The following is a 15,433-nucleotide window of genomic DNA, read 5'->3' on the forward strand; positions in this document are numbered from 1 at the left end:
AAGACGCAGCTCAACATGGGCTATCTGGTCGATCACAAGCGCCAGAAGCGTGGGGAAGGTTTTGAGTTGCGGACGTCGGGGTGGGGGGCTTTGCGGGCGGGCAGGGGGATGCTCCTCACCGCCCACGACCAGCCCGACGCAGGCGGCCAGCAACTGGACATGCAGCAGACGATCGCCCAACTGGAAAGCGCGCTGGCGATCGCGAAATCGTTGGCTGAATCGGCCGCGACCGCTAACGCGGCGCCGGCGGATACGGACGCTCAGAAGCAGGTCAATGAGGAGTTTGGCGGACTGAAGAAGCCGGCGATTCTTGCAACTGCCCCCGCTTCCGTCGGCATTGTTTCGGGGCGTGGCGTTCAGATTGCTGCGGCTGACAATGTGTCGACGGTGGCTGGCAAGAATGTCGATATGACCGCAGTCAAGCGCTGGACGGTGGCCGCAGGCGAATTGGTCTCGATGTTCGCGCAGACGCTGGGGATCAAGCTGTTCGCAGGCAAGGGGCCTGTCGAAATCCAGGCACAGAGCGACCTGATGTCCTTGCTCGCCGACAAAGACGTAACGGTCGCCAGTGTGAACGGAACGGTAAATATTGCGGCAGCCAAGGAACTGATCCTCAGCTGTGGTGGGGCGTTCGTGAAATTGTCCGGCGGCAATATCACCCTGGGCGGCCCAGGCGACCTGATCTACAAGTTCATCACGATGCAGAAAAAAGGTGCGGAGTCATACCACATTCCGCTCAACCTCAATCACCCAAGCGTTATGGCAATGCCTACACGTCCCCTCGTGCTTCGTGCGGCAGCCTCGCCCGCTGCGACCGGGGCTCTAACAAAGAGCATGCCGTACACGTTGCTGGCTGATGGTGTCGTAGTGCGACAAGGCGTGATGGACGACACCGGTGAACTTCTGGTGGACCACGCACCTACAACAAAAAAATACACCTTGCAAATGGCAAATGGCGTGACGCATGACCTGCCGGTGCCGGAAGAATACCGCGGGGATGCAGGCAACGGCGAGCTTGCGAATCTGGGCTTTCACTTTCACGAGGGCGTCCCCGAAGAGAACGTGAATCAGGCAGACCGAGCCGTGCATCGCCAGGCCTATAACGATCTGCTCAACCCTAACCCGGAAGCCTGACGATGTCCGAGCAAAAGCCAATCGTTACACCCATTGCGCTGTCGCGCACGAACAGCGCGACGATTACTCTGCCGTGGTTTGTACAGCGCACCGAGTATTGTCCGGCGCAATCCACCTTCAAGCCACTGGTGAACGGCGAGGAGGCGTTCGGCGTGGTCTATGACGCCATCGCGGCAGCGCGCCGCTCTGTCGACATCATCTGCTGGGGGTTTCAGCCGTCCATGTACTTCAAGCGGGGCGATCGCGATGCCGTGTCGATCGGGCAGTTGCTGGCCCGCAAGGGGGCCGAGGGAGTACGCGTACGCCTGCTCTGCTGGCAGGACGATATCCATATGGCTGAGTGGAGCGAGAACAATATGCCGGGCAACAATTTTGCCACGATGGCGAAACCCCATCTACCCGACTGGTTTCTCGCATTGCCAGGCATGTCGATGGTGACGCGCGACTATCAAAAATCCTTTCAGCGGGAATTTGACCTGGAATGGTTTCGGCGGGTGAATCTGAACAACGTCACCAAAGACAACAAGCGGCTGGAGCGTGCACTGGCGGAGAAGCTGGGGAAGCGGCTGGCGAGCTCGCTGTTTGGCTTCAAGCCTTTCGACGGCATTGAATTTGCGACGCGGGGCTTTGACCCGTGGGATCGCTCGCTGATCGCCTTTCAGACCTGGTTGTTTGGCAAGGATTCGCAGCGCGACGCAAAAACCAAGGCGACGAACAGCGCCGCGATGGGAGCAGAGCCCACCCACCATCAGAAGATGGTCCTGGTGGATTACGAGCTGCCAGAGCAGGCGCTTGGCTTCGTCATGGGTCACAACATGCTGGATACCTATTGGGACCGCAATGATCATAGCTACGTGCGGATGCATCCCAGGATGGGGCGCAACGGCGAGCACCCTCGCCAAGACATTTCTGCGCGGGTCACGGGGCCGGTGCTGCAATACCTGAACAGGAACTTCTGTCAGGCATGGGACGATGCAACGGGCCAGAGCCTTGGCAAGGCGCGCGAAGGCATTGCGGAGAAACTGCAACTGCGACGCGACTGCGATACCCCGGTGATGGCGCAGATCCTGCGCACCCAGGCGCAGAAAGGAAAGCGGGACATCGAATCGATGTACATGAATGCCGTGAACAACGCCACGCAGTTCATCTACATCGAGAACCAGTATTTTCGGTTTCCACCGTTGGCCGAGAAGATCAAGGCGGCGGCGGCCGAACAGGTTAAGCGGGGTCGGGACCCGGGCAAGCATGGGCCGATCCACCTGTTTGTGGTGACGAATGACAACGATGCGGGCATCGGCGCGGGGACCGTCAACACTTATCGAATGCTGGATGCCCTGGGCCGTGCCGACACGATTCCGGGTGTGGCGCGCGATGAGCGGGCCGACAAACTGAAGGTGGAACTGGAGGCGGCACGCACGCAAGCTGCCGGAGCGACCTCGCCGCAGGCGCAAGCGGCTGCGCAGGCGAAGGTGGCGGAACTGGAGCAGCGGCAGCAGGCCAACGCGGACGAAAGCAAGCGGATACCGTCCGTCGAGATTCCCGGGCTGAAGGTCCACGTTTGTTCGCTAGTGGCGCCGGATTCCCCGCCGGGGAAATGGGACTACGTTTACGTGCACGCCAAGCTCATGATCGTGGATGACGTGTTCACGACCATCGGCTCGGCCAATATCAACACGCGCAGCATGATGGCGGACAGTGAACTGAACATCTGTCATGAGCACATGGGCGTGACCCAGCCACTGCGCAGGCGGCTGTGGGACATTCATACGAATGGGTTGGGGGCGCAGGATGATCCGGTGGAGGCTTTTGAGGTGTGGGATCGTATTATCCATGGCAATTCTGTGCTGCTAACTGATCCATCACAACGCCCGCTTGCATCTCTGGTGGGTTTCATGCGGACGGCCAAGGATCGGAGCTATGCGGACTGAAACCATGAACCGTAGTCTTCTGATCTGCTCACTGTCTCTTCTCATCTGCGCCTGCTCAAATAGGGAGAATTCATTGCCTTCGTCACCCGACGTGGGCGCTATGCGCGCCAACCTGGCTTTTACCTGTACCGCTGAGGCCGACCATTTGCCGCCACTGGATCCGCAGACGGATAGCCTGTTCCTGTACGCGCGTCATCTCCAGAAGCAGCCGGGGCCGAAAGACTTTAACGAGATGGCACGCTACTACCGGATCGCGGCAGCGCACGGGCACTACAAAGCCAACCACAACCTGCAGTTGCTCGTTTCGCAGGGTTTTGCGGATTCGCCTGCTCCGTCCAGGGAAACCATTGATCTTGCAGCGCAGTTGATTAGCCAGGGTGTTCCCGGGGGGTACTTCGACATGGGCCACTATCTGGAATTGGGCTATGGCGTGAAGCAGGATAGCGAACTGGCCCTGCGCTATTTCCGCAAAGCTGCTGACTTGGGGAATCCGGAAGCCCAGTCATATATTGCCAACCTTCTTGCTCCTTTCGACAAGGCACCGGAGATCGCACTTAAAATGCGGCAATGCGCCACTGACCAGGGATATGGTGATGCCGCCAATACGCTGGGGATTTATCGTCAGCACAAGAAGAATTTTGTCGAAGCAATTCTTGCATTTCAGCAAGGGGTCAAGGCCGGAAATTCGCTCTCGGCGCTCGCTTTGGAAGAGGGATTTAAGGGGCCACCACAATCTGATCGGATGAATTTTCTGGCGCTTGATCGTGACGCGGAGCGCTCGCATCGCTATAAGTTGATCCACAAGTTCATCAAGTCGAACGACGGCCGCAACCCGAAGGTACCGGACATCGACAAGATCGTGCCGCTGCCGCCGGCCAAGCTGCCAGAGTGGGACGGTACTTTCCAGTGGCAGAAGGAGCAGGATGCGGCTGTGCCGCCACAGAAGCCCGCCGAGGAACTGGTGCAGCGACTGGCCAGGGAGAAGAATCTCGATCCAGCGACCGGCCTGCCGCTCGGCACTTCGAGCAAGGCCGAACGCCTGCCGCTTGGCAAGAAAGTCCGGACGGGAGAGCGATGCCCGCAGGACGGACGCTGGTGCGTGCCGCATGTGGCCCGCATCAAGCCGGATGCGACGCGGTACTTCAAGGAAGGTGACGTGATGCCGCCGCTGGTTTATGAAGATCCGCGCCTGATACCGGGTCTTGACCGGTTACTTGGCAAGCGCCAGCGCATATCGGATGTCGGCTGGCAATTGGTCTCCTACGACGTCGATGCCTGACCGGTCGGCGATTCTATGCACTCACTGATCCACTGAATGTCCTGGCCAGTTCCGAAGCTGTGCGCAATCAAGCGCCCAGAGCCATTCACGTTGCGTGTCTGGCTTCCCATCTCGCTTACGCTCCTGATCTGCGCTTGCTCAAACAAGGAGAATTCGTTGCCTTCGCCACCTGATCTTGGTGCCGTGCGCGCCAACCTGGCCTTTACGTGCATGCGAGAAACCGACCACCTGCCGCCACTGGATCCACAGATGGATAGCCTGTTCTTGTACGCGCGTCATCTCCAGAAGCAGCCTGGGCCGAAAGACTTCAACGAGATGGCGCGCTACTACCGGATCGCGGCAGCGCACGGGCACTACAAAGCCAACCACAACCTGCAGTTGCTCGTTTCGCAGGGTTTTGCGGATTCGCCTGCTCCGTCCAGGGAAACCATTGATCTTGCAGCGCAGTTGATTAGCCAGGGTGTTCCCGGGGGGTACTTCGACATGGGTCACTATCTGGAATGGGGTTACGGCGTGACGCAGGATAGCGAACTGGCCCTGCGCTACTTTCGCAAAGCGGCGGACTTGGGTAGCCCGGAGGCCCAGGCATACGTTGGCGAGAAACTGGCTCCGGCAGATATGGCCCCTGAAGTTGCCCTTCAAATGCGGCAGTGCGCAGCCGTCCAAGGTTACGGGGAAGCAGCGAATATGCTTGGTATCAACCGTCAGAACAAAAGGTTGTTCCCAGAAGCTGTCCGAGCGTTTCAGATTGGTGTCGCTGCCGGCAATTCACAAGCGGCTTCCTTCCTGGAGGGGGGGTTCAATGGACCGCCGCAGAGCGACGAGCTTAATTACTTAGCATTACCTTTTGATGCCGAACGTTCCCGCCGCTACAAGGCAATCTGGAAATTCCTCATTGCCAACGACGGCCGCAACCCGAAGGTACCGGACATCGACAAGATCGTGCCGCTGCCGCCGGCCAAGCTGCCGGAGTGGGACGGTACTTTCCAGTGGCAGAAGGAACAGGATGCGGCTGTGCCGCCGCAGAAGCCCGCCGACGAGCTTGTTCAGCGACTTGCCAAAGAAAAGAATCTCGATCCAGCGACCGGCCTGCCGCTCACCACTTCGAGCAAGACCGAACGCCTGCCGCTTGGCACGAAAGTCCGGACGGGAGAGCGATGCCCGCAGGGTGGACGCTGGTGCGTGCCCCATGTGGCCCGCATCAAGCCGGACGCCACGCGGTACTTCAAGGAAGGCGACGTGATGCCGCCACTGGTTTATGAAGACCCGCGGCTGATACCCGGTCTTGATCGGTTACTTGGCAAGCGCCAACACGTATCGGATGTCGGCTGGCAATTGATCTCCTACGACGTCGATGCCTGACCGGCCGGCGATTCCATGCACTCACCGTTCCACTGAATGTCCTGGCCAGTTCCGAAGCTAAGCGCAATCAAGCGCCCCGAGCCATTCCCGTTGCGTGTCTGGCTTCCCGTTTCGCTTACGTTCGCGGCAGCATCGGCAGCGCTGGTGCTCAGATTCTGGCCTGCAGGTAAAGCGACGCGCGACATGCTTTTCTGGGGAGAACTGGTCGGGGTGCCGATTATCGTGGCCTGCCTTGTACTCGGCTGGAAATTAGTTCCATGGCAGCGCGAGCAACTTTTGGCCGAGGAGGCGGAGCGTGAACACGCGCGTATCAAATTGCTTTGGAGTACGTGGTCGCGTCGACATCGCGTCATCCGGCACGTTGCGACATTTTTACCGGTGAAGGAGAGCGCAATCGAGCTGGGCAGAACGGGTACTGAACTGCCTGTGAATCTGCAGCGAGCGGTGGGCTTTGCATGGCTGAAGCCCGATACGGATGAATCGCGTTTCATGCGCATCCTTTATCTCATTGCGGATCGATTCCGGCCTGCGCTCGAGGGTTTGCGGGCAGTCCATGTCGTGCTTGTTCTCGATACCTTTGATAGCACGGCCGTGGATTTGGGGGCGGCCGATGCAGCAAAGGTGTTCACGAGTGCGATGCCAGGGATTGATGTCAGTGTGGAGGCCGCGAAGGCGGCTGATTGCGCGGAATGGATCACTGAGCAGGTTGACACCATTGATGGTATCGCCCGCCTGATGGTGGCCATACAGCTATGGGATGCGGGCGATGCGCCTGGCAACTTCAGCGAGGGTGCCGTGGGGATCCTTATCGAGCCTTCTGCGCATGCCACAAAGCCGGTGAGACAGGTTGCGCCGGAGGCCGGCTCCATTCTTCGTCCCATGATCACAGGCAGCGATATGTTGAACGAGGACCTCGCGCAACTCGTTGCCATGCAACTCGAAGGCAACCGACTTACACATCTCTGGTTTTCAGGGTGCGGTGAGGAATCCGCCGTCATCACATCAACGCTTCACCAGCTTGCTCCGGATCAGCGAGTCGATCGTCAGCTAGACCATATGATCGGCTTGCCGGGGCCAGTCAGCGGCTGGATCGCACTTGGCACGGCACTAGAAGCAGCAACCGAAGCGGCCGGCTCGCATTTGGTTGCCTGGAAAGAGAGGGATAACGAGACGATCCAGCTGTGCGTGGTGACTGGAACACCAGCGCATGAATCGGGCAAGGAAGCATAAATTGAAAAATTACGTGTTGGGTCGCTGGCTGGTCTTGATTGGCGCCTTGGGGGCTCTGATTGCCTTTGTCTTTTGGACAGTGAGCTTGCAAGATCTGCAGAACTGGTTTGCCCAGTACGGCCTGCAATTGGGTGCCGTGATGCTTATCGTCACGGCTTTGCTTGTCGTTGAACTCCCCGGGCGGCGACAAACACGGCTCGCCATGCAGGATGCCTCCAAGGAGCAGGGCCTGGAGCCGCCCGAGGCTAAGGACAAGGCTGTTTTTGCAGCAAAGTCCGCGCAAGCCGCCGAGCTGGAAGGCTTGGGCAATCTGCGCGCTGTACTGCGGGCGGATTTTGGTTGGCGCTGGCGCTATAAATTGCCCTGGTTGATGCTAAACGGCGACAACGCCGCAATTGGCCGACTACTTCCAAATCTGAGGGAGCAAGGGTGGTCGGTCAGCAGCGATGCCGTGTTGTTGTGGGGCCGATCGGGTGCCGACGGCCAATCCGACGCCGCGTGGCTCAAGCACGTATGCAGGCTACGTCGCCGTCGACCCATTGACGCTGTCGTGCTCGTGACGGATGGCGACAAGGACCTGCCGACACAGCGGCGGGGCACCGACGCACCTGGCATTCGCCTGGCGCGCATCGCCGAGATCTTGCGCTGGTCCGCCCCCCTTTAAGCGCTGGAAGTTGGACCGACCAGCGCGTCATCCATCGGAGACGCCCCTGTAGTCTTTTGCGGTATGCCGGGGCATGCCAACGCCAGGTCTGTCGAGGCAGCGCTGCAAAACCTGCGTTGTGAACTATCGCGCCGCAGTCTGGCGCAATTGCCGCAGACTGGCCAAGAACGCTATCTCGGTAAGCTTTCCCAACGGTTGGACGACCGGAGCAAGGCGTTGGCGGAGTGGCTGGCTGGACTCGCAGGTGCTGCCCGCGGGCAACTGCTGGTTCGCGGAGTCGGTTTTGCTCCGGCGTTCGGGCTCGAGGGAAGCCAGGACGCCGACACCGATTTGCCGATCTGGCAATACCTGGCCGACGCTGCGCGCAGTCAGCCCGGCCGCCACACCGCCTGGCATCCGCTGACGATCTGTGCCTGGCTTGCGCTGCTAGCGATCGGGCTATGGACTGCCGCCATGCTCATCTCAGGCCTGCGCAATGAGCACGACCTCCAATCCGCCCAGCAAGCGGTGCACGACGTCCAATCTGCCTCCACCGCCGCCGCGCGCCTCAAAGCCCTCGACACGCTGCAGCAGCAGATCCTCCGCTACGAGTACCGCGTCCAGCATCACGCGCCGATCTTCACGCGTTTTGGCCTGAACCGTGACCCGGAGGTGCTGGCCGCGCTGTGGAAGCCGTACGCAAAGGCCAGCCAGGACATCCTGGTGACGCCCGTGGCGCAAAACCTCGAATCCACGTTGGTCGATCTCTCGCAATTGCGGACGGATGGATTGAGCGAGGAAACCGCCAAGTGGGCGCTGGATGGGCGCGACACGCTCAAGGCTTACCTGATGCTGGCTCACCCGGCGCGGGTGGAGCCTGCGTTCCTGTCGCAGAAACTGGCAGCGCACTGGTCCACCGATGCCAGAATCACTCCAGGACAGAGACAGGACCTGGCCGAGCGATTCGCCAAGTTCTACGCCGAACACCTCAAGGTCAATCCGGCCTGGCGTATCGAGCCGCGCTCTGATCTGGTGGCCGGCGCGCGTCAGACGCTGCTGGCCGTGATCGGCGAGCGCAATGCTGTCGATACGGTCTACCAGAACCTCCTCGATGGCGCCGGCGCCAAGTATCCCGATCAGACATTGGCAGCGCTGACGTCGGGCACAGACCCGCGCGGGCTGCTGCGTGCCTCGGCGACCGTGCCGGGTGTCTTTACGCGACAGGCCTATGAGGGCTACGTAGAGGCCGCCATCGAGAAGGCCGCCAAGCGCCAGGACGTGGCGAATGACTGGGTGATCACCGATGGCAAGCCGCAGCCGGCACGGCAGATGTCGAGCGCAACGGCTGCGGATTTCCGCAAAGCGCTGACTGAGCGGTACTTCGCCGACTACGCCGAGCACTGGCAGCAGTTCATGAACGGGATGCAGTGGGAGCCGGCCGCGACGCTGCCCGGTGTGGTCGATCAACTCAAGCTGATGGCCGACGCGCGCCAGTCGCCCGTTATCGCGCTCATGAAGTCGCTCGCGTATCAGGGCGGCGCCGGTGCGCACAGGGATTCCCTGTCGGACACCCTCGTGGCCAAGGCGCAGGGGATTCTGGGCAAGAAGGACGAGGCCCCCGAAGCCGCCAGGCCGGATCCGGCCGGCCCGCTCGCGGCGGCCTTTGGTCCGGTGCTGCGGCTGGTGGGGCAACCCGGGCAGGGTGGTGGGAGTAGTGGCAGTAGTGGCAGCAGCGACTTGAGCTTGCAGCGCTATCTCGACCGGATCACCGCAGTGCGTCTGCGCCTGCAGCAGTTGACCAACAGTGCGGACGCCGACATGCAGGCGCGGCAGATGGCCCAGTCGCTGTTCCAGGGCAAAGGATCGGATCTGGCCGACACGCAAGCCTATGGCCAGCTCATGGCGGCAAGCCTCGGTGCCGAATGGGCCGGCATGGGCGACACGCTGTTCGTGCACCCGATCGCCCAGGCACTGCAATCCGTCCTGCAACCGGCGCAGGCCAGCCTCAACGAGGCGTGGCGGCAGTCCATCGCCCTGCCGTGGAACCGTGCATTTGCCAGCCGCTATCCCTTCGCCGACACGGCCAATGACGCATCGCTGCCCGAACTGGCGCGCCATATCCGCCCGCAGAGCGGTCTGATCAATGCCTTTCTGATGGCCGAACTGGCCGGCGTGCTGGTGTTGCAGGGCGACCAATGGGTGCCCGTCGGCAGCGGCGCGCACGGGCTGGCCTTCGACCCGGCTTTCCTTCAGTTCATCAACATATTGCAGCGCGTGGGCGCCCATCTGCTGGTGCAAGGCGACCCCCAGTACCGCTTCGAACTCAAGCCGATTCCGACGCCGGGCCTGACTGACACCGTGCTGACGATCGATAACCAGACGCTGCACTACTACAACCAGCGCGAAACCTGGCAGTCCATGACATGGCCGGCAAACAACCTGCAAGCGCCGCGCACGTTGCTGCAATGGCAAACCGAGACCGCCAGCACGAACAAAAGCTTTGAGACCGAAGGTGTCTGGGCCTGGATCCGCATGCTGGAGCATGCGCGGGTGACGCCTGTGGATAGCGCGACGGTCCAGCTTACGTTTCAGGCTGTTCCCGACACCTTAGTTGCAGGCCAAGGCAAGAACGACAGTGAGTCGGCAGACGCGGCCGATCGACCGGAGCATTCAGAAAGCCTGCTGCCGCGCGCAGCCCGGCTTGCCGCACCGGCTGACATGCTATATCCGATCCGCTAACAGATGCGCGCGGCCGTTGGGCGGGGCCCGCTGGAAGCGCTGGAGCTGCGCAATCTGCGGATGCCGGAGCGGATCTTTGTGGGCAGGGAGTCGCTGGCTCTAGCCGGAATGACGGCGGCAACGCGCAAGTAATCGCACTGAATTCAAATACAGCAGCGATTTTAAGTGCATCAAAATGCACAAATAGTAGCTAACGATCCGTCTCGCATTGAAAAGCGCTTGGTACGTGGCTTCTCACGCCCGCTGTTGCGCGATTGCATACGCACTATTACCTAATGCTGCAATGCGACAAAGCGTCTGCTACAATTCGGGAAAACCCCATAAGGGTTATCCCTGAAAGGAAGGACGCCATGAACACCCAATCCGATATCAAGCTGACCGATCAACTCGAACGCGACCTGATCGAGCGCGAACTGGGCACGCAAAGCCTGGGTTTTGCTAACGATGTGAAGCGCGTGATCGCCGCCGTGCAGAACGTTTTCACCCGTCTGCAGAACGAAGCGCGCAAGGCCAAGGTGGTCTACGCCAACGGCTGATCGGCCCAGGCAGACAAAAACGGGCGGCTCCACTAGCGCCCGCAAGCATTGAAAAACCGGCCGCCGCACACCGAATCCAGGTGTGCGGCGGCCGGTTTTTTTGCGTGGCCTTTTTGGGCTGTCTTGCGTTGCCCGTTATTCGCGGATTTCGATGCCGTCCACGCGATCCGGGTAGAACGCGACGAAACCGGCGATTTCGGCCACCGCGTCGTGCGGGTGTTCGTAAGTCCAGACTGCATTGTCGGCGCGCGCGCCGGCAGCGGAGATGCTGAAATAGGCGGCGTCGCCCTTGTACGGACAGTAGCTGCTGTGGGTGGTGCGGGACAACTGCGTCATATCGACGTCAGCCCGCGGGATGTAGTGTACGGGCGGATACGACGCTTCCTTCAGTGTCAGCGCACGTCGGCTGTCGGCAATGACGCGGCCGCCTGCCGTGACCACCACGCGGCCAGGCTGTGGGGCGATCGAAATGGGATGGTCGTTGGCGGGAATCTTGACGGGCTTGTTTGTCATGATGGACCTCGGTTTGGCACGCAAAGTCGAAAAAAACCAGGCGCGGCAATCTGCCGCGCCCCGCGCCGACGGAATGTGCGGACGAACAATTTGCCGTTCGCGCCAGCGCCAATCATGAAAAAACCGCCACGGAGGGTGACGTGAGACCAAGGGGAGAGAGAGCCCCGGTCCTGCCAAGCACGATAGCGGTTATGGTCATTGCAAAAAAGGGCGCCAGCGGAACACACTTTTCGGCCCCATAAAACAATAGCCCCGAATGACGGGGCTATTTGTCGTGCATATCGGCGCGGGGCGGCCGTGTTTGCGTCCGCTTACATGCCCGACTGTTCCTCGATCCACAGCGACAACCGCACTTTGTACGCCTGCTGGATATGGCGACGCGCGATCTGTTCCGCCTGTTCCGGATTGCGGGCTTCCAATGCTTCGACCAGCGACATGTGTTCCTCGTACGATCCGCGCGCGCGACCCGGTACCGCCAGCGTCGAGCGGCCAAGCAACGCCATCGATTCGTGCAGCGAGCGCAGCGTTTTCAACAGATATCGATTGTGCGCGCAGCGATGCAGCGTCTCGTGGAACAGCCGGTTGTTCATTGCCAGCCGGTCGGGATCATCGGCAAAAGAGAGGTCGCGCTCGACAATATCGCGCAGCAGCGAGATCTCCACGTCGGTTGCATGGCGCGCCGCCAGCGCCGCGGCGGTGGATTCCAGCACCTCACGCATCACGTACAACTCGCTGACCATGCTCGCGTCGAGCCGGGTCACCATCATGCCGCGATTTGGCTCGTTGACGACCAGGCCTTCGGACTCCAGGCGCGACAGTGCCTCGCGAACCGGCGTACGGGACAAGCCGAGCGATTCCGCCAGTTCGACTTCACGCAGGCGCGTGCCCGGCGGCAGCTGGCCGGCCTGAATCGCCGCGCGCAGCTGTTGATAGGCCCGTTCCGAACGTGGCAGGGAGGCACTCTGATCGCCGTCGGTGCCGGCGAGGTCCGTGGGAAGCATGAAAACGTGATGTAGGGATGACAGCAGGACAGCCATCATACCGCGTCGCGCATCCGCCTCACCAGTGTGCTAGGTCGACGATGTGCTGTCCCGGGCCTTTGCGCGTCGCCGCCGCGCCAGCATGTTCAACCCTTCCACTGCCGTCGAAAACGCCATGGCCGTGTAGATGTAACCCTTGGGCACATGGTGGCCGAGCCCGTCGGCGATCAGTGTCATGCCGATCATGATCAGGAACGCCAGCGCCAGCATGACGATGGTGGGATTTTTGTTGATGAAATTGGCCAGAGGGCCGGCTGCTACCAGCATCACGGTCACGGCGGCGATCACGGCGACGAACATGATCGGCACGTGATCGGTCATGCCGACGGCGGTGATGATGCTGTCGATCGAGAACACCAGGTCCAGCACCAGGATCTGGCCGATTGCGGCGGCAAAGCCCGGCACGGCGCGCGCCAGCGCGGCGCCCTCGTGTTCTGGTTCCGGCGCCACGTGCTGATGGATCTCGCGCGTGGCCTTCCAGACCAGAAACACGCCGCCAGCGATCAGGATCATGTCGCGCCACGAAAAGCCCTTGCCGAACACCGTGAAGACCGGTTCGGTCAGGGCCACGATGATCGCGATCGTCGCCAGCAGGCCCAGCCGCAGGATCAGCGCCAGGCCGATGCCGATGCGGCGTGCTTTCTCGCGCGTCTCTTCGGGCAGCTTGTTGGTCAGGATCGAAATGAAGATCAGGTTGTCGATGCCGAGCACGATCTCCATGGCGACCAAAGTGGCCAGTGCGGCCCAGGCGGCCGGATCGCGCGCCAGTTCAAGCAGCGTTTGCATGCGGACTCGAGGCTCCGAAACGTTCGTGGATGGGGGCCGAAGAGGGCCCACGTGGCGACGACAAGCGGACGACGCGAGACATGGTAGCGCACAGCGCGGCACCCACGAAGCCAATACAGCACCAAAAAGGCGACCCGCTGCAATAAGTGGGTTGTGGAACCGTGAGAGTGAAATATAGTATGTGATATACCAACATATCCGTATCAAAAACCATCGAGGAGACAACCCCATGAAGATTTGTATCTACGGTGCCGGCGCGATCGGCGGTTATATGGGCGCACAGTTGGCGCTGGCCGGCGCCGATGTCAGTTTCATCGCACGCGGCCCCCATCTTGCGGCCATGCAGGCCAACGGCGTCCGACTGCAGATCGAAGGCGAGGAGCGTGTGGCCAAGGTGCGCTGTACCAACGATCCGCGCGAACTCGGTCCGCAGGACTACGTATTCATTACGCTCAAGGCCCATCAGGTGCCGGGCGTAGTTGGCTCCATGCAAGCTTTGCTAGGACCGGACACCGCGGTGGTCACCGGCGTCAACGGCATTCCCTATTGGTATTTCCACGAGCACGGCGGCGAGTTTGCCGGCCGCACGCTGGAAAGCGTCGATCCCGGCGGCACGCAATGGCGGGGCCTGGGCCCGGATCGCGCCATCGGCTGCGTGCTGTATCCGGCCGCCGAAATCGTGGCGCCCGGCGTGATCAAGCACGTATATGGCAAAAAGTTTCCGATCGGAGAGCCGGACGGCAGCCGCTCCGAACGCGTCGTGCGCCTTTCGGAATGGATGGTCAAGGCCGATATGGATGCGCCGGTACGCGACAACATCCGCGATGAAATCTGGCTCAAGCTGTGGGGCAATCTCTGCTTCAACCCGATCAGCGCGCTGACGCATGCCACGCTCGATGTCATCACGTCCGATCCCGCCACGCGCGCGCTGTCCAGGCAGATGATGCTGGAGGCGAAGGCGATTGCCGAACGATTCGGCGTGCACTTTCGCGTCGACGTGGAACGCCGCATCGATGGGGCCGGCTCGGTGGGGGCGCACAAGACGTCGATGCTGCAGGACCTGGAAGCGGGCAGGGCGATGGAAATCGATCCGCTGCTGACCGTGGTGCAGGAAATGGGCCGCATGACTGGGCAGCCGACGCCGATGATCGACGCCGTGCTCGGACTGATCAAGCAGCGGGACCGCATGGCGCAGACGGCAGTGGCCGAACGCGCGCCCGACGCCAAGGTGGCGCGGGCGGCGTGAAAGCAGCGGCCCGTGTGCTGGCAGTCTTCGGCAGTCTGGTCATAGTGATATACCATATACGAAAGGCCGGACCCGTCCCTTTATGATGGCAAGCGCGCGGCATGGCGCCAGATTGATGAGCAATTCGCATGGCGCCATGCCAAACTCAACGCAATGACGTTCATAAAAGGGTGTGTGCCGCCGGACGCCAACTTGGCGTTCGGGGCGCCGGCCATTGACGAGTGCATTCATGTCTGCCCAAAGCCAACCCGAAATCCAGCCCCAGGCCGCGCCGCAAGGCGGCCTGTCCCTTTCGCTGCAACCGATCAACGCCGGCGCCAGCCTGCGCGACCAGGCCTACGCGATGCTGCGCCAGGCGATTGCCGATGCCGATATCTATCAGTCGCGCGAGGAAGTCCGGCTCGATGAACGCGTGCTGTCCGAAGCGCTGGGCGTCAGCCGAACGCCGATCCGCGAGGCGATGACCCTGCTGGAGCAGGAAGGATTTCTGCGCACGGTGCCGCGTCGCGGCATCTACATCACGCGCAAGACCAAGCGCGAAATCGTCGAGATGATTCAGGTCTGGGCTGCGCTGGAAAGCATGGCCGCGCGGCTGGCCACGCAGCACGCGTCCGACGAGGAGATCGGCCGTCTGCGGCATATGTTCGACAGTTTTCGCGACGCCACGCCCGCCGAGCATATCGAGGAGTACTCGGATGCCAATATCGCCTTCCATCAGGCCATCGTGCAGTTGTCGAAGTCGCAGATCATCATGGACCAGATCAAGAATATTTTTGTCCATGTTCGCGCGATCCGGAAGATGACCATCTCGCAAAGCGACCGCGCGGCGCGTTCGATCGTTGACCATCTGCGCATCATCGAAGCGCTGGAAAATCGCGACACCGAACTGGCCGAACGCCTGGTGCGCCAGCACTCGCTGGATCTGGCCGAGTACGTGGAAAAAAACTGCGATTTCCTCGACTGAACGTCGATCGCCAAAGCGGCGCGAGGTCTTTCG

13 protein-coding genes are annotated in these 15,433 nt (G+C 61.2%); 10 read left to right on the forward strand and 3 right to left on the reverse strand.

All coding sequences use genetic code 11. The features are described 5' to 3' along the window. The 8 genes from AC1RKI_RS27835 to AC1RKI_RS27870 form a co-directional block, all read left to right on the forward strand. A partial coding sequence (locus AC1RKI_RS27835) for a DUF2345 domain-containing protein (RefSeq protein WP_492919064.1) occupies positions 1-1,134 on the forward strand: 1,134 nt, incomplete at its 5' end. Between the two features lie 2 nt (positions 1,135-1,136). Beyond that, on the forward strand, positions 1,137-3,062 hold the full coding sequence (locus AC1RKI_RS27840; RefSeq protein WP_492798181.1) for a phospholipase D-like domain-containing protein: 1,926 nt from the start codon (positions 1,137-1,139) through the stop codon (positions 3,060-3,062). A gap of 4 nt (positions 3,063-3,066) precedes the next feature. Beyond that, positions 3,067-4,341, forward strand: a complete 1,275-nt coding sequence (locus tag AC1RKI_RS27845) for an SEL1-like repeat protein (RefSeq protein ID WP_492798179.1) — start codon at positions 3,067-3,069, stop codon at positions 4,339-4,341. A gap of 90 nt (positions 4,342-4,431) precedes the next feature. Then, a complete protein-coding gene (locus AC1RKI_RS27850) occupies positions 4,432-5,703 on the forward strand; it encodes an SEL1-like repeat protein (protein WP_492798186.1) in 1,272 nt (423 codons plus the stop codon). A 36-nt stretch (positions 5,704-5,739) separates the two neighbouring features. Next, on the forward strand, positions 5,740-6,933 hold the full coding sequence (locus tag AC1RKI_RS27855) for a hypothetical protein (protein WP_492798177.1): 1,194 nt from the start codon (positions 5,740-5,742) through the stop codon (positions 6,931-6,933). Further along, positions 6,911-7,597 carry a hypothetical protein gene (locus tag AC1RKI_RS27860; RefSeq protein WP_492798175.1) on the forward strand — a complete coding sequence of 229 codons (687 nt, stop codon included), beginning with the start codon at positions 6,911-6,913 and terminating at the stop codon, positions 7,595-7,597. Before AC1RKI_RS27855 ends, AC1RKI_RS27860 begins: the two co-directional genes overlap by 23 nt. A gap of 216 nt (positions 7,598-7,813) precedes the next feature. Then, complete coding sequence (locus AC1RKI_RS27865) at positions 7,814-10,315, forward strand: ImcF-related family protein (protein WP_492857674.1); 2,502 nt, start codon at positions 7,814-7,816, stop codon at positions 10,313-10,315. Between the two features lie 350 nt (positions 10,316-10,665). Then, positions 10,666-10,851, forward strand: coding sequence for a hypothetical protein (locus AC1RKI_RS27870; protein ID WP_061955897.1), 186 nt, complete (start codon positions 10,666-10,668; stop codon positions 10,849-10,851). 135 nt (positions 10,852-10,986) lie between these two features. Here the strand turns inward: AC1RKI_RS27870 and AC1RKI_RS27875 are convergent, their stop codons facing one another. The 3 genes from AC1RKI_RS27875 to AC1RKI_RS27885 all read right to left on the reverse strand — a co-directional run bounded on the left by AC1RKI_RS27875 (position 10,987) and on the right by AC1RKI_RS27885 (position 13,190). Further along, the gene (locus AC1RKI_RS27875; protein WP_492798171.1) at positions 10,987-11,364 is read right to left on the reverse strand and encodes a DUF427 domain-containing protein; all 378 of its coding nucleotides are present in this window, start codon (positions 11,362-11,364) and stop codon (positions 10,987-10,989) included. Between the two features lie 311 nt (positions 11,365-11,675). Beyond that, the gene (locus tag AC1RKI_RS27880) at positions 11,676-12,365 is read right to left on the reverse strand and encodes a GntR family transcriptional regulator (protein ID WP_061955893.1); all 690 of its coding nucleotides are present in this window, start codon (positions 12,363-12,365) and stop codon (positions 11,676-11,678) included. A 69-nt stretch (positions 12,366-12,434) separates the two neighbouring features. Continuing rightward, positions 12,435-13,190 carry a TerC family protein gene (locus AC1RKI_RS27885; protein ID WP_061955891.1) on the reverse strand — a complete coding sequence of 252 codons (756 nt, stop codon included), beginning with the start codon at positions 13,188-13,190 and terminating at the stop codon, positions 12,435-12,437. 229 nt (positions 13,191-13,419) lie between these two features. Here AC1RKI_RS27885 and AC1RKI_RS27890 point away from each other — a divergent pair, with 229 nt between their 5' ends. Next, positions 13,420-14,436 (forward strand): 2-dehydropantoate 2-reductase, encoded by a 1,017-nt coding sequence (locus AC1RKI_RS27890; protein WP_150981862.1) that lies wholly within the window; start codon positions 13,420-13,422, stop codon positions 14,434-14,436. A gap of 229 nt (positions 14,437-14,665) precedes the next feature. Continuing rightward, complete coding sequence (locus AC1RKI_RS27895; RefSeq protein ID WP_061955887.1) at positions 14,666-15,400, forward strand: GntR family transcriptional regulator; 735 nt, start codon at positions 14,666-14,668, stop codon at positions 15,398-15,400. The last annotated feature ends 33 nt before the right edge of the window (positions 15,401-15,433 follow it).

Source organism: Cupriavidus sp. GW822-FHT06G04, from assembly GCF_058799075.1.

Excerpts from the sequence above, each read along its gene's own strand:
- AC1RKI_RS27840 (WP_492798181.1), top strand. The coding sequence starts at position 1,137 with ATGTCCGAGCAAAAGCCAATCGTTACACCCATTGCGCTGTCGCGCACG.
- AC1RKI_RS27845 (WP_492798179.1), top strand. The coding sequence starts at position 3,067 with ATGAACCGTAGTCTTCTGATCTGCTCACTGTCTCTTCTCATCTGCGCC.
- AC1RKI_RS27855 (WP_492798177.1), top strand. The coding sequence starts at position 5,740 with ATGTCCTGGCCAGTTCCGAAGCTAAGCGCAATCAAGCGCCCCGAGCCA.
- AC1RKI_RS27860 (WP_492798175.1), top strand. The coding sequence starts at position 6,911 with ATGAATCGGGCAAGGAAGCATAAATTGAAAAATTACGTGTTGGGTCGC.
- AC1RKI_RS27870 (WP_061955897.1), top strand. The coding sequence starts at position 10,666 with ATGAACACCCAATCCGATATCAAGCTGACCGATCAACTCGAACGCGAC.
- AC1RKI_RS27875 (WP_492798171.1), bottom strand. The coding sequence starts at position 11,364 with ATGACAAACAAGCCCGTCAAGATTCCCGCCAACGACCATCCCATTTCG.
- AC1RKI_RS27880 (WP_061955893.1), bottom strand. The coding sequence starts at position 12,365 with ATGCTTCCCACGGACCTCGCCGGCACCGACGGCGATCAGAGTGCCTCC.
- AC1RKI_RS27885 (WP_061955891.1), bottom strand. The coding sequence starts at position 13,190 with ATGCAAACGCTGCTTGAACTGGCGCGCGATCCGGCCGCCTGGGCCGCA.
- AC1RKI_RS27890 (WP_150981862.1), top strand. The coding sequence starts at position 13,420 with ATGAAGATTTGTATCTACGGTGCCGGCGCGATCGGCGGTTATATGGGC.
- AC1RKI_RS27895 (WP_061955887.1), top strand. The coding sequence starts at position 14,666 with ATGTCTGCCCAAAGCCAACCCGAAATCCAGCCCCAGGCCGCGCCGCAA.